The organism is Rhizobium sp. YAF28 (assembly GCF_052113285.1).
Lineage (GTDB): Bacteria > Pseudomonadota > Alphaproteobacteria > Rhizobiales > Rhizobiaceae > Rhizobium.
Map to the genome: position 1 here is coordinate 215,350 of NZ_JBFRCX010000007.1, position 22,090 is coordinate 237,439.

Annotated in this window: 18 protein-coding genes; 9 read left to right on the plus strand and 9 right to left on the minus strand. The window is 60.8% G+C overall.

Annotated elements, in window-relative coordinates:
* Positions 1 to 10: 10 nt before the first annotated feature.
* Together AB4Z13_RS17980 and AB4Z13_RS17985 are read right to left on the minus strand one after the other, a co-directional pair.
* Positions 11 to 187, minus strand: a complete 177-nt coding sequence (locus tag AB4Z13_RS17980; protein ID WP_310383652.1) for a hypothetical protein — start codon at positions 185 to 187, stop codon at positions 11 to 13.
* A 38-nt stretch (positions 188 to 225) separates the two neighbouring features.
* Positions 226 to 465: a hypothetical protein gene (locus tag AB4Z13_RS17985; protein WP_037103557.1), complete on the minus strand. Its 240-nt coding sequence runs from the start codon at positions 463 to 465 to the stop codon at positions 226 to 228.
* Between the two features lie 372 nt (positions 466 to 837).
* On the opposite strand from AB4Z13_RS17985, the gene AB4Z13_RS17990 reads away from it, so the two are divergent.
* Positions 838 to 1,932, plus strand: coding sequence for a DUF475 domain-containing protein (locus AB4Z13_RS17990; protein WP_442206414.1), 1,095 nt, complete (start codon positions 838 to 840; stop codon positions 1,930 to 1,932).
* Positions 1,933 to 2,060: 128 nt separating this feature from the next.
* Here AB4Z13_RS17990 and AB4Z13_RS17995 read toward each other — a convergent pair whose 3' ends face one another.
* The 5 genes from AB4Z13_RS17995 to AB4Z13_RS18015 form a co-directional block, all read right to left on the minus strand.
* A complete protein-coding gene (locus AB4Z13_RS17995; protein WP_439016566.1) occupies positions 2,061 to 2,231 on the minus strand; it encodes a hypothetical protein in 171 nt (56 codons plus the stop codon).
* A 177-nt stretch (positions 2,232 to 2,408) separates the two neighbouring features.
* A complete protein-coding gene (locus tag AB4Z13_RS18000) occupies positions 2,409 to 4,316 on the minus strand; it encodes a methyl-accepting chemotaxis protein (protein ID WP_442206415.1) in 1,908 nt (635 codons plus the stop codon).
* Positions 4,317 to 4,590: 274 nt separating this feature from the next.
* Positions 4,591 to 6,108 carry a tripartite tricarboxylate transporter permease gene (locus tag AB4Z13_RS18005; RefSeq protein WP_442206416.1) on the minus strand — a complete coding sequence of 506 codons (1,518 nt, stop codon included), beginning with the start codon at positions 6,106 to 6,108 and terminating at the stop codon, positions 4,591 to 4,593.
* A gap of 92 nt (positions 6,109 to 6,200) precedes the next feature.
* A complete protein-coding gene (locus AB4Z13_RS18010) occupies positions 6,201 to 6,692 on the minus strand; it encodes a tripartite tricarboxylate transporter TctB family protein (RefSeq protein WP_037103549.1) in 492 nt (163 codons plus the stop codon).
* Entirely contained in the window at positions 6,689 to 7,633 is a 945-nt protein-coding gene (locus AB4Z13_RS18015) for a Bug family tripartite tricarboxylate transporter substrate binding protein (RefSeq protein WP_037103547.1), read from the minus strand. Before AB4Z13_RS18015 ends, AB4Z13_RS18010 begins: the two co-directional genes overlap by 4 nt.
* Positions 7,634 to 7,960: 327 nt before the next feature.
* Between AB4Z13_RS18015 and AB4Z13_RS18020 the strand changes: the two genes are divergently transcribed.
* Both AB4Z13_RS18020 and AB4Z13_RS18025 read left to right on the plus strand, forming a co-directional pair.
* On the plus strand, positions 7,961 to 8,641 hold the full coding sequence (locus AB4Z13_RS18020; RefSeq protein ID WP_113320944.1) for a winged helix-turn-helix transcriptional regulator: 681 nt from the start codon (positions 7,961 to 7,963) through the stop codon (positions 8,639 to 8,641).
* A 192-nt stretch (positions 8,642 to 8,833) separates the two neighbouring features.
* On the plus strand, positions 8,834 to 9,667 hold the full coding sequence (locus AB4Z13_RS18025) for a class I SAM-dependent methyltransferase (protein WP_113320945.1): 834 nt from the start codon (positions 8,834 to 8,836) through the stop codon (positions 9,665 to 9,667).
* 179 nt (positions 9,668 to 9,846) lie between these two features.
* Here AB4Z13_RS18025 and AB4Z13_RS18030 read toward each other — a convergent pair whose 3' ends face one another.
* Together AB4Z13_RS18030 and AB4Z13_RS18035 are read right to left on the minus strand one after the other, a co-directional pair.
* Positions 9,847 to 10,911: an ABC transporter substrate-binding protein gene (locus AB4Z13_RS18030; RefSeq protein WP_442206417.1), complete on the minus strand. Its 1,065-nt coding sequence runs from the start codon at positions 10,909 to 10,911 to the stop codon at positions 9,847 to 9,849.
* Between the two features lie 68 nt (positions 10,912 to 10,979).
* Positions 10,980 to 11,492 carry a GNAT family N-acetyltransferase gene (locus AB4Z13_RS18035; RefSeq protein ID WP_310383667.1) on the minus strand — a complete coding sequence of 171 codons (513 nt, stop codon included), beginning with the start codon at positions 11,490 to 11,492 and terminating at the stop codon, positions 10,980 to 10,982.
* A 233-nt stretch (positions 11,493 to 11,725) separates the two neighbouring features.
* Here AB4Z13_RS18035 and AB4Z13_RS18040 point away from each other — a divergent pair, with 233 nt between their 5' ends.
* The 6 genes from AB4Z13_RS18040 to AB4Z13_RS18065 all read left to right on the plus strand — a co-directional run bounded on the left by AB4Z13_RS18040 (position 11,726) and on the right by AB4Z13_RS18065 (position 21,840).
* Positions 11,726 to 12,403 carry a response regulator transcription factor gene (locus AB4Z13_RS18040; RefSeq protein WP_113320947.1) on the plus strand — a complete coding sequence of 226 codons (678 nt, stop codon included), beginning with the start codon at positions 11,726 to 11,728 and terminating at the stop codon, positions 12,401 to 12,403.
* Entirely contained in the window at positions 12,400 to 13,782 is a 1,383-nt protein-coding gene (locus AB4Z13_RS18045) for a sensor histidine kinase (protein WP_113320948.1), read from the plus strand. The genes AB4Z13_RS18040 and AB4Z13_RS18045 overlap by 4 nt, the downstream gene beginning before the upstream one ends.
* 107 nt (positions 13,783 to 13,889) lie before the next feature.
* Positions 13,890 to 17,216 (plus strand): transglutaminase family protein, encoded by a 3,327-nt coding sequence (locus tag AB4Z13_RS18050; protein ID WP_442206418.1) that lies wholly within the window; start codon positions 13,890 to 13,892, stop codon positions 17,214 to 17,216.
* A 14-nt stretch (positions 17,217 to 17,230) separates the two neighbouring features.
* Positions 17,231 to 19,648 carry a circularly permuted type 2 ATP-grasp protein gene (locus AB4Z13_RS18055; RefSeq protein ID WP_442206419.1) on the plus strand — a complete coding sequence of 806 codons (2,418 nt, stop codon included), beginning with the start codon at positions 17,231 to 17,233 and terminating at the stop codon, positions 19,646 to 19,648.
* Positions 19,645 to 20,532 carry a transglutaminase family protein gene (locus AB4Z13_RS18060; protein ID WP_442206420.1) on the plus strand — a complete coding sequence of 296 codons (888 nt, stop codon included), beginning with the start codon at positions 19,645 to 19,647 and terminating at the stop codon, positions 20,530 to 20,532. Before AB4Z13_RS18055 ends, AB4Z13_RS18060 begins: the two co-directional genes overlap by 4 nt.
* A gap of 117 nt (positions 20,533 to 20,649) precedes the next feature.
* Positions 20,650 to 21,840 (plus strand): pilus assembly protein TadG-related protein, encoded by a 1,191-nt coding sequence (locus AB4Z13_RS18065; RefSeq protein WP_442206490.1) that lies wholly within the window; start codon positions 20,650 to 20,652, stop codon positions 21,838 to 21,840.
* Positions 21,841 to 22,090 lie beyond the last annotated feature (250 nt).

The following is a 22,090-nucleotide window of genomic DNA, read 5'->3' on the forward strand; positions in this document are numbered from 1 at the left end:
TGCCCTGTGTTCAGCAGCCTTGCGCTGCCGAGGTTGCAGCAGCGGGCCTTGCGGTTTGCCCGCTTGACTGCGCGGATGGCGTCTCGCGCTTGCCTATATCGAGCCGGCGTTCGGCCGCCTCGCGCACGGCCTGCCACTCATATTCGTGCTGGATGAAGATATCCCGCGGCACAAGATTGATCGTCATTCGTATTTCACCTGTCTTATCGGTTGCGAAACTGGTTTTCAGCGCACAGGCTTTGCGACGTTGGCATCGTCGCTCTTGATATCAAGCCCGCCCTTGGAAAGGTCGCTGCCGGTCATATGCGCCGGCACATGAATGTCGTGTATTGCGCCCGGGGTCAGCGTCAGGTCCACTTGGTGCGGGGGCAGAACCTGCGCCCTCTGCATGCGATTGGGTTTCGCCCGCTTCATACGGTCCGACGCTTCCGTGCGCTTGTCGGGAACATGGGTCGAATTGTGCATCGTCGCCCTCCTTCAAGAGTATCTGAGATGTTTCATCGGCTCAGCTAGGACGGAACGGGTGAGCGCCAGTATGGTTCCAAAGAAATCGATAACCTTGCCCGTCCGTGCATCTTGACTGGCGCAGCAACATGACTACCTAGTGGAGCACCCGCCGCCTCATCCAGACATCGGCTGCGGGGGAACCCTGGTGCCGGGCCCCTCTGGCGAGAGTTTTTACGGCGCTCTCGTGATGTCGGTACCGCCTGCAAATTAGCCGGCGGATTTTTCATCGATGAAAAAGCTCACCATGCCAATAGCGCATGCCCTATGTGGTATGCGTTTTTCTGTTTTCACCCCATCTTCAGAAACGGTTTGCGGCTGCGAGGTGCAGCCATGAACCAGCTTCAATCCCACAAATCCTCGCTCGGCTATTTCCGCTGGGCCTTCATCGTCACCGCACTCGGCCTGGCACTCGGCGCATTTCTCGGCTGGCAGTCGACCGGCACGCTGAGTGGCATGGCCACTGTTTTCTTCATCTGCACGGTACTGGCTGTGCTGGAGATCTCGCTCTCCTTCGACAACGCCATTGTCAATGCCAATAAGCTGAAAGAAATGACCCCTGTCTGGCAGCATCGCTTCCTGACCTGGGGTATCGTTATTGCCGTCTTTGGCATGCGTATCGTCTTTCCGCTGGCAATCGTCGCCATCGCGGCAAAGATCGGCCCGTGGGAAGCGCTCGTGCTTGCCGCGCGTGAACCTGCCGAATATGCCCGCATCATGAATGATGCGCATCTGCCGATCGCAGCCTTCGGCGGCACCTTCCTGATGATGGTTGGCCTCAGCTACTTCTTCAACCATGAGAAGGAAGTCCACTGGATCGGCTCGCTGGAGCGGCTGATGGCGCGTTCGGCTACCATCAAGGGTGTCGAGATCGCCTTCGTGCTCCTGCTGATCCTGCTGTTCTCCTATCTCCTCGAAGGCGAAGACGCGACCACCTTCGTCTACTGCGCCATCTACGGTCTTGTGACCTTCCTAGTGGTAGAAGTCATCGGCGGCCTTCTCGATGCATCGCAGCGTGCGATGAGCGAGGCGGCAAAGGGTGGCCTCGGCGCCTTCATCTATCTGGAAGTGCTGGATGCCAGCTTCTCCTTCGACGGCGTCATCGGCGCCTTCGCACTGACGCAGAACCTCTTCATCATCGCGATCGGCCTCGGCATCGGCGCCATGTATGTGCGCTCCATGACGATCATGCTGGTGGAAAAGGGAACGCTGGCCGAATACCGCTATCTGGAACACGGCGCCTTCTACGCCATTCTGATCCTCTCGGTGATCATGTATGTGCAGACCTTGACGCACATTCCCGAGGTCATCACCGGCCTTGGCGGCGCAGCCCTGATCGGCATCTCGCTCTGGTCCTCGATCCGCTACAACAGGCAAGAGCGGCAGAAGGAAGCTGATGTCCCCGAGCGGGAGCGCCTGCACGCCTGACAATTAAAAAGCCGCTGTGGTCTGGTGCTGCGGCTTGCATAGTCCAAAAAACAAAGCCCGCGACCAACGGTTGCGGGCTTATTCATTCAATAGATGATCTGACACTCAATCTACGCATTCGGCACGTCTTACCGGATGACACGGCCAAAGCTTACCGGATCGATACCGAGTTCCTGCAGGTCACGTGCGCGCGGCTTGCGGCCACCTTCGACAGCGGCGCTGACTGCGTTTGCGGCACCGAGCGCTGCAATGGCGCGGGCCAGGAAACCATTATGGATCGACTTTCTGAAAGCGGACATCTTCTTTTCCTCTCGCTCTTTCGTTGACCCTTCCTAGATGGGGAAATCCGGATGCACCTACAACGCGCAAGAAATCACCGCTGCCATGCAAGAAGCGCATATTTCTTTCGCCGGCAAACGAAAAACGGCTCAGGTTCGCTCCGAGCCGCTTCGGAATTCGACTAACAATTCAGCCGGTTAGAACTCTGACCATTCCTGCTTCAAGGCGACATTTCCGACACTCACGTATCCAGCCGTGCGCGTAGCCGCCGGCTTGGCCGATGCAGAAGGCGGAGTAGCGGTCCGGTGCGTCGAAGCATTGCCCTGACCGAGATCGAAGCGGGCAATCAGCTCGCGCAGTCTGCGGCTTTCGGTTGCCAGCGTGGCACTCGCCGCGTTGCTCTCCTCGACCATCGCAGCATTCTGTTGTGTCACCTGATCCATCTGGTTGACAGCAGAATTGACCTCCGTCAGTCCCGTGGACTGCTCCCGTGCTGACGTGGCAATTGCTTCCATGTGCTTGTTGATCGTCACGACATAGTCGCCGATCGTGCTCAGAGCCCCACCCGTTTCACGCACCAGCTTCACGCCGACGGCAACCTCACCTGTCGAGGCACTGATGAGATCCTTGATCTCGCGAGCCGCCTGAGCAGAGCGCTGAGCGAGTTCGCGCACTTCCTGGGCGACAACCGCAAACCCCTTGCCCGCTTCGCCGGCACGAGCGGCCTCGACACCGGCATTGAGCGCCAGCAGGTTCGTCTGGAAGGCGATGTCATCGATGACGCCGATAATATTGGAAATCTGGCTCGAAGACTGTTCGATCCGCTCCATTGCGTGGACGGCATCAGCGACGACGGCACCGGATTTTGCTGCGCTGTCGTTTGCCTGGATTGCCACCGACTTGGCTTCATCGACGCGCTTGGAGGAATTCGCGACATTGACGGTGATTTCGTCAAGCGCTGCCGCCGTCTCCTCCAGAGAGGAGGCTTGCCGCTCGGTACGGCGGGAGAGGTCGTCTGCACTCTGGCTGATCTCGCGGGTTCCGCTGTCGATGGATGAGGCGCTGGCGGCGACGGCACGCATGACATCGGCGAGTTGTGTAACCGACGAATTGAAATCGGCACGCAACGATTCAAAATCGGCGGCAAACGGTTCCCTCAATTGAAACGTGAGGTCACCGGCGGAAAGGTGCTTCAGACCGTCCCCGAGGCCAGCCGTGGCCCGTCGCATCTCCTCAGCCTTGATATGTTCGTGTTCGGCGCTGCGACGACGCTCTTCCTCTGTGAGATTGCGCTGTGCCTCGCCCTCCTGCTCCAGACGGCGATTGGCGACGGAATTGGCGCGGAAGATTTCGACAGCCCCAGCCATGTCGCCGATCTCGTCGGAACGGCCCGGGAAGGGAATGGCGCTATCCGTATCGCCGGCTGCCAGCTTCTTCATCGAAGCCGTGATCATCTCGATGGGGCGGGCAACGCCGATGATGGCAAACGCCACTGCAGCCAGCAGGATCGCAGCACAGACTGCAATCAGGATAGCGGCTGCCAGAACCGTCGTCTGGAAGACCGAGATGCCATCGCGGTAGATCTTGTCGGAGCTTGACGTATTGAAGTCGAGCAGGTCCCTGAGATAACCGGACGCCTTGTCGAGCTTGGTGCGCATGTCGCCGGAAAGCAGCGCCTTCGCTTCCGCTTTCTTGCCGGTACTCGATAGAGAGATCATCTGCACCGCAACCTGCTTATAGTCGGCGACGCCGCCTTCGATAGCCTTTAGAAGTTCACCACCGCGCTGGGTGGTAACGAGTGGTCGGTACTTTTCAATCTGCTGCGAAAGCGTGTCGGTGCGTTGCGCGATCTCGGTCTCCGCAGTCTTCGTTGCTTCGGGCGTATCGGCCAGGATATGCTCGAAATAGGCCGAGTTCAGCCGATAGAAAGCACTCTCAATGCTTTTGCCGGTAGCGATTTTCGGTATCCAGTTGGTCGCGATGACTTCCGTCTGGCGGTTCAAGAGCCGCATGCTGCTGATCGACATCCACGCAAGCAGGCCGAACATGATGGCAATGACGGCAAAGACAACGGAGAGTAATAATTTTACGCGTGGGCGTCTCATACAATGTTCCTGATAGAAGAGGGGAAGCGGCAGGCTGATGAGGGCTTCATGCCTGCATCCAGGGCAGTGGTGATGCAAAATATTGGGAGATTCGCTTAAATTTAAATTAAACGTCGGCTGGATCTGTCACTGCGAAATTACCGCGCCACAGAACAAGAGCCATACTTATTAGCTTTTCTTCAGGACGAAATTGCACAGGCTGTGAAAGGCAAAGAAAAGGCCGGCCATGTTGCCACGGCCGGCCTGAATTAGGGGTCGGGGTCGTCTTTTTGTTTTAGTCTTCATTTGCCGCGAGCTGAGAAAGAACCTGGCCGCGGCCACGCAATCTCAGGATCAGCGGAATGAGGAAGGCCGCAGCGGCGACGATCAGCAGGCCGCAGGCGATCGGCGACATGACGAGCGTGGTCACGTCGCCCTGGCTGATCGAGAGCGCTCGGCGAAGCTGCTGCTCGGCCAGCGGCCCGAGGATGAGACCGACGACGGTGGGCGCGATCGGATAGCCGAAGATCCGCATGATATAACCGAGCACGCCGAAACCAAGCAGCATGCCGAGCTCGAAGACCGAAGGATTGGCCCCGATAGTGCCGAGCGTGGCAAACAGCAGGATGCCGGCATAGAGCCACGGCTTTGGAACCGTCAGCAGGCGAACCCAGAGACCGATCATCGGCAGGTTCAGGACTAGGAGCATCGCATTGGCGATGAGCAGGCTGGCGATGAGACCCCAGACGAGCTGCGGGTTGGTCGCAAACAGCAGCGGACCCGGCTGCAGGCCGTATTGCTGGAAGCCGGCCAGCATGATCGCCGCTGTCGCTGACGTCGGCAGGCCAAGCGTCAGCAGCGGCACCAGCGTGCCGGCGGCCGATGCATTGTTGGCAGCCTCGGGACCGGCAACGCCTTCGATGGCGCCATGGCCGAATTCCTCGGGGTTCTTCGACAGGCGCTTTTCCGTGGCGTAGGAGAGGAACGTGCCGATTTCGGCGCCGCCCGCCGGCATCGCGCCAATGGGGAAGCCGATGATCGTGCCACGCAGCCACGGCTTCCAGGAGCGTGCCCAGTCCTGCTTGTTCATCCAGAGCGAGCCACGAACCGCTTCCACCTTGTCCTCGCCGCGCTTTCCTTGAGCGGCGATGTAGAGCGTCTCGCCAATGGCGAACATGGCAACAGCCAGCGTCGTCACCTCGATACCGTCGAGCAGGTCGGGTATGCCGAAGGAAAGGCGCGCCTGGCCCGTCTGCTGGTCGATCCCGACCATGGCGAACGCAAAGCCGATGAAGAGCGAGGTGAGGCCACGCAACGCCGAATCCCCAAAGGCCGAAGAGACGGTCACGAATGCCAGCACCATAAGTGCGAAATATTCGCGGGGACCGAAGATCAACGCCAGTTTCACGATATAGGGGGCGACGAAAGCAAGTCCGAGCGTGGCGATGAGACCGGCGACGAACGAGCCGATGGCCGCTGTCGCCAATGCCGGTCCGCCGCGACCTGCACGCGCCATCTTGTTGCCCTCGAGCGCGGTGACGATCGAAGCGCTTTCACCCGGCGTATTCAAAAGGATCGACGTGGTCGAGCCGCCATACATGCCGCCGTAGTAGATGCCGGCAAACATGATGAGCGAGCCGCCCGGATCGAGCTTGTAGGTGGCGGGCAAGAGCAGCGCGACCGTCAGTGCCGGGCCGATGCCCGGCAGTACGCCAACCGCGGTGCCAAGGGTCACGCCGATGAAGGCGTAGAGCAGGTTGATCGGCTGCGCAGCAACCAGAATGCCCTGCCATAGGAATTCGAATGTGCTCATGGTTTTATCCCAAGCGGCGGCTCCTGAGGGGGCACAGGACCGTCCGCGCAAAAACTAGAGAACTGAAAGCGCCCGGCGCGAGGCGAGCGCTATCAGAAGAACAGATGTTCGAGCGGCCCGGCTGGCAACGTGAGCTGCAGGAGCTGCGAGAAGATCGCCCAGACGATGAAGCTCATGATGATGCCGATCGGCAGCGAGAACCAGATCTGGCGCTTGCCGAAACCGCGCGCGGTCAGCGCAAAGAGCACGCCGGTCGCAATTGAGAAACCGGCGATGCGCAGGAGCAGCATCTGCCCGGCAAGGCCTGCGACGATCCAGATGACGGGTGCCACTTCCTGATGCTCGCGTTCCGGAAAATCGCCGCGCCAGGCTTCGATCGCCGTCCAGATGCCGAGACAGAACAGGCCGAGAGCGACGACTTTCGGCACCGTCGACGGGCCGATGCGGTCATATTGCGCAATCGTCTTCAGATGCGAGGCATCCCAGAACACCACGACAGCGACGGCAATGAGGAAGACGGCAATGACCAGCGCCGCCCAATCAGGGCGGCGCTTCGTTGCCGATGAGATGTCGGCTTCGCTCATTGAACGAGACCGATGTCTTTGAGAATGCCTTCGGTGGCCGAGACATCCTTTTCGAGCTGTGCCTTGAACTCGTCACCTGCGAGATAGGTGTCGGCCCAGCCCTTGGTCTTCAGGGTTTCCTGCCAGGCAGCAGACTTGTGGAGCTTGTCGAAGTCTGCTGCAATCGAGGCGACTTCTTCATCGGTCAGGCCCGGGGCGGCAGCGACCATGCGCCAGTTCTGGATGGAAACGTCGGTACCGGCTTCCTTGAAGGTCGGCGCATCGACGCCGGCGATGCGGGCATCGCTGGAAACGCCGAGCAGACGCAGCGTGCCGGCCTTGACCTGCGATTCGAACTCGCTGTAGCTCGAAATGCCGGCCGTGACCTGGCCACCGAGGATAGCGGCGAGTGCTTCGCCGCCGCCAGAGAAGGCGACATAGTTGATCTTTGTCGGATCGACACCGGAAGCCTTGGCGATCAGGCCGACGGCGATGTGGTCCGTGCCGCCGGCAGAACCGCCGCCCCAGGAAACGGCGCCGGGATCAGCCTTCAGCTTGGTGACGAGATCGGCGAGCGTCTTAATGTCGGATGCGGCCGGAACGACGATGGCTTCGTACTCGCCGGTCAGGCGGGCAATCGGGGTAACGTCCTTCAGCGTGACGACGGACTTGTTGGTCAGCAGTGCGCCGACCATGACGTAGCCGCCGACGATGAGAGCGTTCGGATTGCCGGCACTCTGGCTGCTGAACTGGGCAAGACCGATAGAGCCGCCGGCGCCCGGTACGTTCTGAACCTGGACGCTTTTGGAGATACCTTCCTGCTGCAGCACCGTCTGCAGCGAGCGGGCCGTCTGGTCCCAGCCGCCGCCGGGCGCTGCCGGAGCGATGATGGTATAATCAGCCGCATAGGCCGGCAGCGCAATGGCCGCTGCTAAAAGGGTTGCGATGAAAGTGTGCTTCACGATGTGTCCTCCGTGCTGCGGCTGAGCGGACCGCCTGTGCTATTTTTGAAAATGAGGAGAGATCACCGATCGGTGGACGCAATTGTCCTGATAGCGAGCGGAAGTCCTCCCGGAAAATCTTCAACTCTCCGCCTCCACGGAGAGGAAGTAGCCCAAGCCATCATATGAAGCTGTCATTTAGCTGACATCGGCGGGATATCCAGTGCGGCAAGACACTTTTTTGCCGTAATTCGACTACCTTCCCGCGAAATGCGACTGGACTAGTACATTGTCAGTACTGGACGCTCTCAGGAACTTGGCCGATACTCGGCCGCGGAGGGCGATCCGATGGCAAATGGCGGTTACAACCAGTTTTGTCCGGTTTCCAAGGCGTGCGAGCTGCTCGAGCCGCGATGGACCTTGCTGCTGCTCTGCGAAATGTGGTCCGGCTCCACACGTTTCAACGAGATCCGACGCGGCGTACCGGGAATGTCACCGACCCTCATGGCAAAACGGCTGCGCGAGATGGAGGCAAACGGCCTCGTCACCCGCTCGGAAAACCGCATCACGGGTGAGATCGTCTATCGGACGACCGAGATCGCCAACGAGTTGGAGCCGATCGTGCATGCGCTCGGCACCTGGGCGCATCGCAATATCGACGCCAACGTAACCCTCGAAAAGCTCGATGCCCGCATTCTGATGTGGAACATGCGCCGCAAGGTCAATGCCGCCGCCCTGCCCTCGCGCAAGCGCAGCGTCATCCAGTTCACCTATCCCGAATTGCCGCGTGACGAACGGCATTACTGGCTCGTGGCGCGGCTAGGCACGCCTGTGGACCTCTGCCTCACAGATCCCGGTTACGATGTCGACCTCTTCGTCACCGCCGATTTGAAGGCGATGACCTCGGCCTGGATGGGCCATTCCAGCCTCGATACCGAGATCGCCAGGGAACGCATCTCCTTCATCGGCGACATGTCGCTCGCCACAAGCATCGGAAACTGGATGGTGCGCAGCTCCTACGCCGCCTGATCCATTTTCTGTATCGGTTCCAGTCCATTTTCTACACTAGGCCGATTGCCCAACCCGAGGCACGATCTACCTGCGAGCGGACCTGGGGCACTCCAAGAGGCTGGTCGAACGCTGCGCTTATATCTGGATATCAAAAACCGGCGGGCGCTCGCGGCTCTGGCCTTCGTTCGCCGAGACGAGAGGAGACATTCCATGCAAACCACAGCGAATGCCGTGACACAGCCCACACCCGATCTCGCCGCGTTGAAGTCGCGCCAGCAGGTCGCCTGGGCTTCTGGCGATTATTCCGTCATCGGCGCCCGGCTGCAGATCGTCGGCGAAAGCCTGTGCGAAGCCCTGGACCTGCGCTCCGGCGAAAAGGTTCTCGATATCGCCGCCGGCAACGGCAATGCGACGCTTGCCGCTGCGCGGCGTTGGGCCGAGGTGACCTCGACCGACTACGTGCCGGAGCTTCTGGAGCGCGGCCGCGAACGGGCGATGGCAAACGGTCTGGCGGTGGAGTTCCAGCAGGCCGATGCCGAGGCCCTGCCCTTCAAGGATGCAAGCTTCGATGTCGTCGTCTCCACCTTCGGGGTCATGTTCACGCCGGATCAGGACAAGGCGGCAAAGGAAATGCTGCGCGTCTGCCGGCCAGGCGGGCGCATCGGCATGGCGAACTGGACGCCGGAGAGCTTCATCGGCCAGGTCTTCAAGACGATAGGCAAGCATATTCCACCGATGCCGGGCCTCAGGTCGCCGGCGCTGTGGGGCACGAAGGCAAGGCTGGAAGAAATGTTCGGCGGCCAGGCCAGCATCGAGGCGACGTCACGTATGTATAATTTCCGCTACCGCTCACCCGCCCACTGGCTGGAAGTGTTCCGCACCTGGTACGGCCCTGTCCACAAGGCCTTCGAAGCTCTGCCACAGCCGGGCAAGGCGGCTCTCGAAGAGGATTTCCTTGCGCTCATCGCCCGCTTCAACCGCGCCAAGGACGGCACCATGGTCGTGCCGGCTGAATATCTGGAAGTGGTGATACGCAAAGGCTGACCGTAGCTGCCGTCACGGCATAAATGCGAAAGGGCGAGGTTCGCTAGCAGCAACCTCGCCCTTTATATTCTTGAGTTAGAGCTCGGACCATTCCTGCCGAATGGATCAGCGCTTAGTCATTGAGAACATGTGATTTATTTTGGTCAGCCCACAGGTTTCCTACTGGCCGAGCGAGGTTTTTACTGCGTCCGCAGCACCTCATTCCAGTGCGCAATCAGCCGAGCCCGCTTCACCTGATCGAGATAGACCATCAGACCGGGGCTGACAGGCACCGGACGCAACTGTGCGCCGAGCAGTTCCTGCAACGTATTGGCGGTATTCTCGCCCGCCACTTCCGGGCTGACGGCCGGGATCTGCAACTCGCGGGCCATGATCGTCTGACCTTCCTTCGACATGAAGAAGGCAAGGTAGCGCCGCCCGAGTTCCGGCTCGGCGGCAGCCTGCGGCACCAGGCCAATGCGCGACATCACGACCGTATAATCCTTCGGCAACACGATGCCGACGTCAGGATGACGCGAGGCCCAGTCGGCCGCATAAGAGCCGAGGATATTGTAGCCGAGCACGAAGCGCCCATCAGCCACCCGCTCGAGGATTGCCGAACTCGTGGAGTAGAGCTTCACGCCGGCGGCCCCCATCGCCCCGATCACCGACCAGATATCGCCGAACTGTTCCTGATCGCGCGCCATGAACAAAAAGCCCACGCCGGAACGTTCAATGTCATAGGTCCCGATCCGCCCATAAACCACATTGCCCTTGCGTTTCAAATAGTCGACGAATTCCGCCCGCGAGCTCGGCACCGATTCATGAACAAAGCTCGGCTTGTGATAGACGAAGACGGCAGGTTCGAAGGTCAGCGCATAGGCGGTGTTGCGCCAGTTCGCCCATTTCGGCCATTGGGCGCTCATCGGCAGGTTGCTCACCTGCGCATAGCCGTCGTTCGAAAGCTTCACCTGCAGGTCCATCGCAGAGGAGAAGGCGAAGTCCGCCGTTTTGTGACCGGTATCCGTTTCCTTGACGATGCGGTCGTAAATATCCCCGGTCAGCATGTCCTCGTATTTGACTGCCACATCCGGATTGGCCTCCTGAAAGCCGCGGATCATCGGCTGCGCCAAGGGCTCGTCGAGCGAGGAATAGACTGTCAGCACCGGCGCATCGGTATTGCCCGACTTCGCCGGATAAAAAACCTGATCCGCTGCCGCAAAGCCGGGCACCAGACACAGGAACAGAATGAAAAGGCTCCTCATCGCGCAAGAATGCCCGAGCCGCACAAGCCAGACAAGGGTCGGCTTCCAGTGGTGGCTACAGCCAGACCTCAAAGCTCGCGCTCGAAGAACATCAGGATCGGCTTCAGATCATCAGGGATCTCGTAGTAGGCGTCTCGCTCGCGAAAACCCAGGCGGCGATATAGCTTCTGGGCAGCGACCTGCCGATGGCCGGTATCGAGCCGCATCATCCGGTAGCCATCCTTCTTGGCCTGCGCGAGGGACGCTTCGCAAAGCGCCAGTGCTGCGCCACTGCCGCGTGCCTGCTCGGAAACGAAGAGCCGCTTCATCTCCGATATGCTCGGCGCGATCTCATGCTGCATCACGCAGCCGACAATCTCTCCATCCAGCCGCGCCAGGAACATTGCCCCTTGTGGCCTTGCATGGATCTTCGGCAGGTCGGCGAGCATAGCCTCGAATTTTTCCGGACTGTAGTAAAGTTCTATCTGCGCCCGCTCGTCGGGATAGTTGTCGTAAAGCCATTGTCGGAAGGCACGGCTGAGATGCCGAACGGCATCGATCTCTTCCGGGCTTTCCACAAGCCCGACCGACAGGTTCCGCATCTGCAAAGCCTCCCCAAACTCCCCTTGTCCTTACCACGACGGTCTGCGCCCCGCCATCGACATCTCGGTGCGGATCGAAACCGGCCCATGGCGTCGTGGCGATCGGGCTGATGATGCGCAGGGCCGGAAGGCGAATAAAATCCTGCTATCCTCCATTCACCAATTCCCAGAATCGCTGTGACATCGGGCTGTCATCCCTGATAAACTCCCCGAAAAATCGAGGGAAACATCCGTTGCGCATCCTGCTTACCGAAGACAATATCGCGTTGGCCGACGGCCTGTCGGCGATCTTGCGCGGCACGGGCCATGCAGTGGATGTCGTCCATGACGGGGCTTCGGCCAATGCCGTCATCGCAGCGGAAAATTTCGATCTCGTCATTCTCGATCTGAACCTTCCCGAAATGGACGGCCTTGATGTGCTGCGCGCCATGCGCGCCCGCGGCAGCCGGGCTGCCGTGCTCGTCCTGACGGCCCGCGGCTCGCCGGAAGAGCGTGTGAAAGGCCTGGATCTCGGTGCTGACGACTACCTCATCAAGCCCTTCGACATTGCTGAATTCGAAGCGCGTGTGCGCGTGCTTCTGCGCCGCCAGGCCGGGCTGCATTCCTCGACAGTCAGCTTCGGATCGATCTCACTCGACCTGAATTCTCGCGCCTTTTCGGCCGGTGCCACGCCGCTCGACATCCCCTCCCGCGAGCTCGGCCTGCTCGAAATTCTTTTCATGCGCGCCGGCAAGGTCGTCGCCAAGGAGGCGATCATGCAGTCGCTGACTGCCTTCGATGACGACATCTCCGCCAATGCCATCGAGCAATATGTCAGCCGCCTGAGAAAGAGGCTTTCACCGCACGGACTGACGGTTAGGACCGCCCGCGGCATCGGTTATTATCTCGACAAGCTGCCCGAGCCCTCATGACGGCGGCCTATTCGCTCCGGCGCCGACTGCTTTTCTGGCTGCTTGTTTCGACTGCCGTTATCGGCACGCTGGCGCTCGCCGATACCTGGCGCGAAGCCGTCCAGACCTCGAACATCGTTTCTGACCGCGTATTGGCCGGCTCGGCGCTGGCCATCGCCGAACGTGTCGTCGTCGCCGAAGACGGCACGCTCGAGGTCGATATTCCCTATGTCGCGCTGGAAATGCTGACATCGGCGGCACAGGACCGCGTCTTCTACCGTGTCGACGGCCCACCCGGAAATTTCATCACCGGCTACCAAGCGCTGCCGGTGCTGAAGGAAACGCAGGGCGATACGGCCGCCTTTGCCGACGACATCTTCCGCGGCGAGCCGATCCGTGTGGCGACATTGGGACGCTCCGCCTCGACCGGCATCCGCTCTGTGCCCTTCGTCGTCACCGTCGCCGAAACCACCATTGCCCGCCGTCATCTGGCGCAGGCAATCCTCGTCCGCTCGGCGCTGCGCCTCGCCGTCATGATAGCCGGTGCCGCCGTTATCGTCTGGATTTCCGTTACGGTGGCGCTACGGCCGCTCTACAAGCTCGGCGACGCTATCGGCGAGCGCAACCCGGGCGACTTGCATCCGATCGAGCAATCCGTTCCGAGTGAGGTGCAGCCACTTGTCGATACGGTCAACTCCTTCATGGTGCGCTTGCAATCGGCGCTCGATGCGCTGCGCAATTTCACCGGCAATGCCAGCCACCAGCTCCGCACGCCGCTCACGATCATCCGCACACAGCTTGCTCTTTCAGCCCGCGCCGGTTCTCTCGACGAGGCGCAACATGCCGCACTCAAAGGCGATCAGGCTGTTGCCCATGCCGAGCGCATCCTTGCCCAGCTTCTGCTGATGGCCAAGATCGATGCCGCGACCGCCAAGGAAGCACTGACGGTCTCGGCCATCGATCTCACGGCCATTGCTCAGGAGATCACCGGCGAGCAGATCCCCCGCGCTGCCGAAGCCGGCATCGATCTCGGCTTCGAGGGCGAAGGGCCTGCGATGATCCGCGCCGAGCCGCTGCTGATCGGCGAGATGCTGCGCAATCTCGCCGGCAATGCCATCGCCTATGCCGGCAAGGGCGCGGAAGTGACTGTCCGTATTATGGAGGATGCGGAAACGGTCAGACTGGAAGTCGAGGATAACGGTCCGGGTATTCCGCCCGAAAAGCTGGAAGCCGTCAGAAAGCGTTTCTCCCGCGGGAATGAGTCCGGCGCACCCGGTGCCGGCCTCGGCCTGCCGATCGTCGAGGAAATCGCTAATCTTTTCAATGCGAGACTTGTACTGATACCGGGGCGCGGCGGTAGGGGTCTGAAGGCATCAGTGACGTTCAACAGAGCCGCCTGAATGCCGTCACCGCGTTAACCTTTCCGCCTTGCATTCTTTCGCTGCATTGCACACACTGGCTTTGGGAACAGCTAAGCCGATCAACGGCAAGCAGATAAAAGAGCAATATGTCGATCAAAGCCAGCATCTATCATCTGACCCATTATCAGTATGACAAACCGGTCCGCCTCGGCCCACAGATCATCCGTCTGAAACCGGCCTCGCATTCGAAGACGCGGGTTTTGAGCCATTCTCTGAAGGTCACGCCGTCGAACCACTTCGTGAACCTGCAGCAGGATCCTTACGGCAATTACCTCGCGCGCTTCGTCTTTCCCGAACCGGTGACCGAATTCAAGATCGAGGTCGATCTCGTTGCCGACATGACGGTCTACAATCCCTTCGATTTCTTCGTCGAGGAGGAAGCGACGAAGTGGCCCTTCAACTACCCGGAATCGCTCCGTGAAGATCTCTCGATCTACATGATGCCGGAGCCGGCTGGCCCGCGCCTAAAGGCACTCCTGCCGACGCTCGACTGGTCGCCCGATCAGCCGACGGTCGACATGATCGTCGGTCTCAATGCCCGTCTGCAGCGGCAGATCGGTTATGTCATCCGCATGGAAGCCGGCGTCCAGACGCCGGAGGAGACGCTGGAAACCGCCAAGGGCTCCTGCCGCGACACCAGCTGGCTGCTCGTGCAGATCCTGCGCCATCTCGGGCTCGCCGCCCGCTTCGTCTCCGGCTATCTCATCCAGTTGGCGCCAGACCTGAAGGCCCTCGACGGTCCTTCAGGTACCGAGGTCGATTTCACTGATCTGCATGCCTGGGCGGAGGTCTATCTGCCCGGCGCCGGCTGGGTCGGTCTCGATCCGACCTCCGGCCTGCTGACCGGCGAAAGCCATATTCCGCTCGCCGCCACGCCGCATTTCAGCAATGCCGCCCCGATCTCCGGCGGTTATTTCGGCGAGGCCGAAACCGAATTCGCCTTCGACATGAAGGTCTCCCGCGTCGCCGAGCACCCGCGCATCACCAAACCCTTCTCTGATGAGAGCTGGGACGAGCTCAACCAGCTCGGCGAGAAGGTCGACCGCGTCCTCGAAGCCGAGGATGTACGCCTGACGATGGGCGGCGAGCCGACTTTCGTCTCGATCGACGATTTTCAGTCCGAGGAATGGAACACCGCCGCCGTCGGACCGACCAAACGCGAAAAGGCCGACAGCCTGATCCGCAGGCTGCAGGAGCGCTTCGCGCCCGGCGGCTTCCTGCATTACGGCCAGGGTAAATGGTATCCCGGCGAAAGCCTGCCGCGCTGGACCTTCTCTCTCTACTGGCGCCGTGACGGCAAACCGATCTGGCAGAACCTCGACCTGATCGCCGCTGAAGGCAAGGATACCGGCGTCAAGGCCGAGGATGCCGAAAAGCTTCTGACGGCGATCGCCAGGGAACTGGCAATCAAGCCGGATATGGTGCAGCCGGCCTATGAGGATCCTGCAGACTGGATCATCAAGGAAGGCAGCCTTCCCGAAAATGTCGATCCGTCCAATTCGAAGCTGAAGGACCCCGAGGAGCGCAACCGCATTGCCCGCGTCTTCGCCCGCGGCCTCACCGTGCCGACGGGTTATATCCTTCCCGTTCAGGTATGGAATGCCAAGGCTGCCGCAAGCCGCACCTGGGTCAGCGAAATATGGCGCACGCGCCGCGGAAAGATCTTTCTCGTACCGGGTGATAGCCCGATCGGCTATCGCCTGCCACTCGGCACGCTGCCCTATGTCCCGCCGGCGCGCTACCCTTATATCCACCCCGCAGATCCGTCGATACCGCGCCCGCCGCTGCCTGATGTCTTCGTACCCGCCGGCCGCGCCATGCCGGAAGCATCATTCCAGACGGACGAAAGCCACGCCGTCCGTGTCGAACAGACCCTTGGCGACATAGGTGGTGCCGTGCGCACTGCCTTGTCGGTCGAACCGCGCGAAGGCAGGCTCTGCGTCTTCATGCCGCCGGTGGAGCGCGTCGAGGATTATCTGGAACTGATCGCCGCTGCCGAAAACGCCGCTGCCGAACTCAAGCTTCCCGTTCACATCGAAGGCTATCCGCCGCCGCAGGACGAGCGCATCAACGTTATCCGCGTCGCTCCCGATCCAGGCGTCATCGAAGTCAACATCCATCCAGCTTCCAACTGGCAGGATTGCGTCGACATCACCACGGCGATCTACGAGGAAGCCCGCGCCACCCGGCTCGGCGCCGACAAGTTCATGGTCGATGGTCGCCACGCCGGCACCGGCGGCGGCAACCACGTTGTCGTCGGCGCCGCCAATCCAAACAACAGCCCGTTCCTGCGCCGCCCGGACCTGCTGAAAAGCATCATTCTCCACTGGCAACGCCATCCCTCGCTCTCCTACCTCTTTTCCGGCATGTTCATCGGGCCGACCAGCCAAGCGCCGCGGATTGACGAGGCCCGCCACGACAGCCTCTATGAGCTGGAAATCGCCATGGCGCAGATCGGAGCGCCGGGTCGCGGTCAACTGCCGTTGCCCTGGCTCGTCGACCGGCTGTTCCGAAATCTTTTGACCGATGTCACCGGTAACACGCACCGTGCCGAGATCTGCATCGACAAGCTGTTCTCGCCGGATGGCCCGACTGGACGGCTCGGCCTCATCGAGTTCCGCGGCTTTGAGATGCCGCCGAACGCGCGTATGTCGCTTGCCCAGCAATTGCTGGTGCGCGCGCTGATCGCCCGCTTTTGGAAGAACCCCGCCGATGGCAATTTCGTCCGCTGGGGTACGACACTGCACGACCGTTTCATGCTGCCGCATTTCGTCTGGACGGATTTCCTCGATGTGCTCGCCGACCTGCGCGAAAACGGCTTCGACCTCAGCCCCGAATGGTTCAAGGCGCAGCTCGAATTCCGCTTCCCCTTCTGCGGCGAGGTCGAATACGAGGGTTCGAAGCTGGAACTGCGCCAGGCGCTGGAGCCCTGGCACGTCATGGGCGAGGAAGGCGCGCCGGGCGGCACTGTCCGTTACGTCGACAGCTCCGTCGAGCGCCTTCAGGTTCGGCTCGAAACGAACAACGTCTCGCGCTACATCGTCACCTGCAACGGCCGAATCGTACCGCTGATGCCGACGGGCACATCGGGCGTGTCGGTCGCTGGCGTGCGTTTCAAGGCCTGGCAGCCGGCTTCTGGCCTGCACCCTGTATTGCCGGTGAATACGCCTTTGACTTTTGATATTTATGATACATGGTCGAAACGTTCGATCGGCGGCTGCATCTATCACGTTGCCCATCCGGGTGGTCGGAATTATGAAACCTTCCCGGTCAACGGCAACGAAGCGGAAGCGCGGCGGCTTGCCCGTTTCGAACCGTGGGGGCATACGGCGGGTGGTTATATCCCGCGCGCCGAAACGGTTTCGCCTGAATTCCCGCTCACGCTGGATCTGAGGCGGCCCGCTGGAATTTGAAGAAACTGGGTCTGATGGGCAAGAAGCCTGCACTAGAACTGAGGGACGAAATCGAAGAACGCGCCGGCGCGGACGCGGTCTTCGATTATGAGCCCTTGCCCGGTATCGCCGACGAGATGGTGGATAATAACGGCACCATCCGTCCGGTCTGGCAGCGCTTCCTCGCCCATCTGAACATCATGCCGGAAAAGGATCTGGCCGAGCGGTTCGCCCGCGCCGACCGCTATTTGCGCGACGCCGGCGTCTTTTACCGGGCTTACGGCGCCAAGGGCAGCGGCGAGCGTGCCTGGCCGCTCTCCCACATTCCAGTGCTGATCGACGAGCGTGAATGGCAGGCTCTTTCGGCAGGCCTCGTGCAGCGCGCCAATCTCCTCGAAGCGATGGTTGCCGATATCTACGGCGACAACGAGCTCGTCGAGGAGGGCATCTTTCCGCCCGCCCTCATCGCTGCCAATCCGGAATTCCAACGACCTCTGGTTGGCGTAAAACCGGCAACCGGGCACTATCTGCATTTCTGCGCCTTCGAGATCGGCCGTGGCCCTGACGGCAATTGGTGGGTACTTGCCGACCGCACGCAGGCCCCCTCGGGCGCAGGCTTTGCGCTGGAAAACCGGGTTGCGACCACCCGCGCCTTTTCCGATATCTACGCCGAAACGCCGGTCCACCGCCTCGCTTCCTTCTTCGGCGCCTTCCGCGATGCACTGCAGACGATGAAACATTCGGGTGACGACCGCATCGCAGTTCTGACGCCCGGCCCCGCAAACGAAACCTACTACGAACACGCCTACATTGCCCGCTACCTCGGCTTCATGCTGCTGGAAGGCGAGGATCTGACTGTCGTCAACGGCCGCGTCATGGTGCGCACCGTCGCCGGCCTGAAGCCGATCGGCGTTCTGTGGCGGCGTCTCGATTCCGCCTATGCCGATCCGCTGGAGCTGAACCAGAACTCGCATATCGGCACCCCCGGCCTTGTGGAGTCGCTGCGCGCCGAAACCATCACCATCGTCAACGCGCTCGGCACCGGCGTTTTGGAAACGCGCGCCCTGCTCGCCTTCATGCCCGCCGTCTGTCGCCAGCTGCTGGGCGAAGATCTGCGCCTGCCGTCCATCGCCACATGGTGGTGCGGCCAGAAGGACGAGCGTGACCACGTGGCTGCCAATATCGAGAAGATGGTGATCGGCCCGGCCTATTCCCGCGCCCCCTTCTTCGATGACAGCGGCGAATCCGTCCTCGGCTCGTCGCTGCGCGCCACAGCGAAGAACTCGATTACAGACTGGCTGACAAGCGACGGCGCAAAGCTCGTCGGTCAGGAAGTCGTCACCCTCTCGACCACACCCGCCTGGGTCAACGGCAAGCTGACGCCGCGGCCGATGTCGCTGCGCGTGTTCGCCGCCCGTACCGCCAACGGCTGGCAGATCATGCCCGGCGGCTTTGCCCGCATCGGCTCGGGAGACGATGTCGCCGCCATCGCCATGCAATCCGGTGGCGCGGCGGCCGATGTCTGGATCGTCAGCGACAAGCCGGTCGAGCGCCACACTCTTCTGCCCGCCGAGGGCAGCTTCACCCGCAACATGCCGGGCAGCCTGCCGAGCCGCGCGGCCGATAACCTCTTCTGGCTGGGCCGCTATATCGAACGCGCCGAAGGGGCGCTGCGCATCCTGCGCGCCTGGCATGCACGTTATGCCGAGGCGGCCGACCCGAACCAGCCGCTGCTTGCCGACGTCACCGAATATCTTGCCGCCGTCGATATCGACACCGCCGAGCCTGTGCCGGAATCGCTGCTGCGCAATATCGACAGCGCCGTCTATTCGGCGAGCAATATCCGCGACCGCTTCTCGCCGGATGGCTGGCTGGCACTGAACGATCTCGCCAAGACCGCCCGCCGCTTCCACTCGACTATCACCGCCGGTGACGATGCCAGCCACGCCATGACCATCCTGCTGCGCAAGCTCGCGGGCTTCGCCGGTCTCGTGCATGAAAACATGTACCGCTTCACCGGATGGCGCTTCCTCTCGCTTGGCCGATACATTGAGCGCGGCCTGCATATGACGCGGCTGCTCGGCCACATGTCCGGCCCGGAAGCGCCCGATGGCGCGCTCGACATGCTGCTCGAAATCGGCGACAGCGTCATGACCCACCGCCGCCGCTACAACGTCAACACGGCGCGGCTGACGGTCACCGATCTCCTGGCGCTCGATCCTCTTAATCCGCGCTCGATCCTCTTCCAGATGAACGAGATCCATCGCGAGGTGGAGCAGCTTCCAAACGCCTTCATGAACGGCCAGATGTCGCCCTTCTACCGCGAGGCGATGCGCCTGCATTCGGGCCTAGCCGTCATGACGCCGGAGACGATGAGCGACGATGTCTATCATCGGCTGGAGCGCGAACTGGAACACCTCTCCGACCTCCTGGCACAGACCTATCTCGGATGACGGCGGTGCTATACGATCTCACCCTGCATATGGGCTATGCCTACGACACGCCTGCGTCAGGCGCGCGCCATATCATGCGCCTCATGCCGCTCTCGCTGGCGAACCGCCAGCGGCTTGTCGCGGGCTCGATCAGCATTTCGCCGCAGCCGGACGAACAGTCGCATTTCGTCGATTTCTTCCAGCATCCGGCAACATCCTTCCTGCTGCGCTCGCCGCATGAAACGCTCGATATCCGCATGCAGGCCCGCGTGCAGGTCGAAAGCCAGGTCATGTCGGCCGACTTCTCGCCGCTGCTGGCTAACCTGCCGGAGGAAGTCGCCGGAATCTGGTCGCTCGATTCGGAATCGCCCCACCATTTCCTTGGCGACAGTCCGCGCCTGACCGAAACCAAGGCGATCAGTGAATACGCAAAGACCTGTGTACAGCCGTCGCTGACCATCATGCAGATCGCCTATGCGCTGTGCGCTCGCATCAACAAGGATTTCACCTACGATCCGGAAGCGACGACCGTCGACACCACGCCGCTGGAGTCCTTCAAACTGAAGCGCGGCGTCTGCCAGGATTTCACTCATGTCATGATCCTCGCGCTGCGCAGCCTCGGCATTCCCGCCGGCTATGTCTCCGGCTTCCTGCGCACAATCCCGCCGCCGGGCAAGGAGCGGCTGGAAGGGGCTGACGCCATGCATGCCTGGGTCCGCGTCTGGTGCGGCGAAACGGCCGGCTGGATTGAGCTCGATCCCACCAACAATATCCCTGCTGGAACCGACCATATCGTCGTCGCATACGGCCGCGACTATGCCGATGTCGCTCCCGTTATCGGTGTGCTCAAGAGTTATGGCAGCCAGCGTTCCGTGCAGGCAGTGGACGTAATTCCGCTCAAATAATCCCGAAATTGGAAAAAACAGCCAGTTGCCTGCAATTTTAGAGACCGGCTTTAGCGCCCATTAAAGTCATCTGGTCCATCAAGAGCCAAATAGGGCTCCTTCGAACCGGTGGACATGATGAACACCCTGCATTCGCTTCTTGATCGGCTGCGGCGCGACCGTGGCGGCAATTTCGGTATCATGACGGCCATCTTGCTGCCTGTGCTTATCGGCGCCGCGGGGTTGGCTATCGACTATTCAAATGCGATCCTGTCCAAGCGCGAGCTTCAGGAAGCGACGGACGCCGGCGCTCTGGCAGCCGCAACCGCGCTTGCCAACGGAACGGCCGCCAACAGCGCTGCCGCCGAAGCTCTTGCGAAGGATTTCGTCAGCGGCCAGATGGCCAATTATGTCGGCACTGACGCCGTGGACGACATCAAGGCCGCAACGAGCATCAACATCGACACCAGCACGACGGCAACCAGCAAGAGCTTTAAGGTTACGGTGAACAGCTCCTACGCTCTTGCCACCACGCCGTTCATGGGCGTCCTCGGCTACAAGACGATGAATGTCGGCACGACGAGCTCGACGACGAGCGGCACGAACGACACCAAGAGCGCCCTTTCGATGGAACTGGTGCTCGATCAGTCGGGTTCGATGGGCGACAAAACCAGCACCTGCGCCACGTATAATGGCACAAAGTGCAAGACCTATGTTATCAAGATCGACGCGCTCAAGCAGGCAGCCAATGCTCTCTTTTCGGCATTGAACACCGCCGATCCGGATCACAGCCTCGTGCGGACTGGCGCATACTCTTACAATAATGGTCTTATCTATAATTCAAAAAAGACCCAGATCAAAAGCATGAGCGCCATGGCGTGGGGCACGGCGACGACCGCAACCTATGTAAGCGGCATTACTGCGACCGGCGGCACGGATGCCACCGAACCGATGAGACAAGCAACTCTTTCCGTCCAGAAAGCCCAGGACGGTTCTGATGTTGAAAGCATGGCACACGAGGCCAAGGGCAACAAAAACGTATCGCGCTACATTGTCCTGATGACCGACGGCGAAATGACGGGCAACACAGGCGAATGGCAGAAGACCTACGACCAAAATGTTCGTGACCAATGCGATGCGACCAAAACAGCGGGCATCAAGATCTTCACCGTCGCGTTCATGGCTCCAGACAAGGGCAAGAGCCTGCTTCAATACTGCGCTTCGCCGGGCGGCAACTACTATGAGGCCGAGACCATGGAGAAACTGGTGGCATCCTTCACCAGCATCGCACAGGAGGCGACGAAGGCTCTCACACTGCTGACGAACTGACGGCCGCAGCCCGTATTTCACCACAGCAAAAAGCCGCTCCGGAACAAACCGGGGCGGCTTTTCGTTTAGACTTTATTCGGCCCATCAGATCGGGAAAACCGATTGAAATCAAGTCCCTTGGGCCTGTCGAATATGAAGGTTCCGCAAATTTTTCGTTTGCCCAATTCCCTTGTTGCAAGTGCGTGATAACGGTGCATAAACTGCCCTGTCGGTATAAGCGACAAATCGATTGAATCAGGCGTAAGATACT

Excerpts from the sequence above, each read along its gene's own strand:
- AB4Z13_RS17980 (WP_310383652.1), bottom strand. The coding sequence starts at position 187 with ATGACGATCAATCTTGTGCCGCGGGATATCTTCATCCAGCACGAATAT.
- AB4Z13_RS17985 (WP_037103557.1), bottom strand. The coding sequence starts at position 465 with ATGCACAATTCGACCCATGTTCCCGACAAGCGCACGGAAGCGTCGGAC.
- AB4Z13_RS17990 (WP_442206414.1), top strand. The coding sequence starts at position 838 with ATGAACCAGCTTCAATCCCACAAATCCTCGCTCGGCTATTTCCGCTGG.
- AB4Z13_RS17995 (WP_439016566.1), bottom strand. The coding sequence starts at position 2,231 with ATGTCCGCTTTCAGAAAGTCGATCCATAATGGTTTCCTGGCCCGCGCC.
- AB4Z13_RS18000 (WP_442206415.1), bottom strand. The coding sequence starts at position 4,316 with ATGAGACGCCCACGCGTAAAATTATTACTCTCCGTTGTCTTTGCCGTC.
- AB4Z13_RS18005 (WP_442206416.1), bottom strand. The coding sequence starts at position 6,108 with ATGAGCACATTCGAATTCCTATGGCAGGGCATTCTGGTTGCTGCGCAG.
- AB4Z13_RS18010 (WP_037103549.1), bottom strand. The coding sequence starts at position 6,692 with ATGAGCGAAGCCGACATCTCATCGGCAACGAAGCGCCGCCCTGATTGG.
- AB4Z13_RS18020 (WP_113320944.1), top strand. The coding sequence starts at position 7,961 with ATGGCAAATGGCGGTTACAACCAGTTTTGTCCGGTTTCCAAGGCGTGC.
- AB4Z13_RS18025 (WP_113320945.1), top strand. The coding sequence starts at position 8,834 with ATGCAAACCACAGCGAATGCCGTGACACAGCCCACACCCGATCTCGCC.
- AB4Z13_RS18030 (WP_442206417.1), bottom strand. The coding sequence starts at position 10,911 with ATGAGGAGCCTTTTCATTCTGTTCCTGTGTCTGGTGCCCGGCTTTGCG.
- AB4Z13_RS18035 (WP_310383667.1), bottom strand. The coding sequence starts at position 11,492 with ATGCGGAACCTGTCGGTCGGGCTTGTGGAAAGCCCGGAAGAGATCGAT.
- AB4Z13_RS18045 (WP_113320948.1), top strand. The coding sequence starts at position 12,400 with ATGACGGCGGCCTATTCGCTCCGGCGCCGACTGCTTTTCTGGCTGCTT.
- AB4Z13_RS18050 (WP_442206418.1), top strand. The coding sequence starts at position 13,890 with ATGTCGATCAAAGCCAGCATCTATCATCTGACCCATTATCAGTATGAC.
- AB4Z13_RS18055 (WP_442206419.1), top strand. The coding sequence starts at position 17,231 with ATGGGCAAGAAGCCTGCACTAGAACTGAGGGACGAAATCGAAGAACGC.
- AB4Z13_RS18060 (WP_442206420.1), top strand. The coding sequence starts at position 19,645 with ATGACGGCGGTGCTATACGATCTCACCCTGCATATGGGCTATGCCTAC.
- AB4Z13_RS18065 (WP_442206490.1), top strand. The coding sequence starts at position 20,650 with ATGAACACCCTGCATTCGCTTCTTGATCGGCTGCGGCGCGACCGTGGC.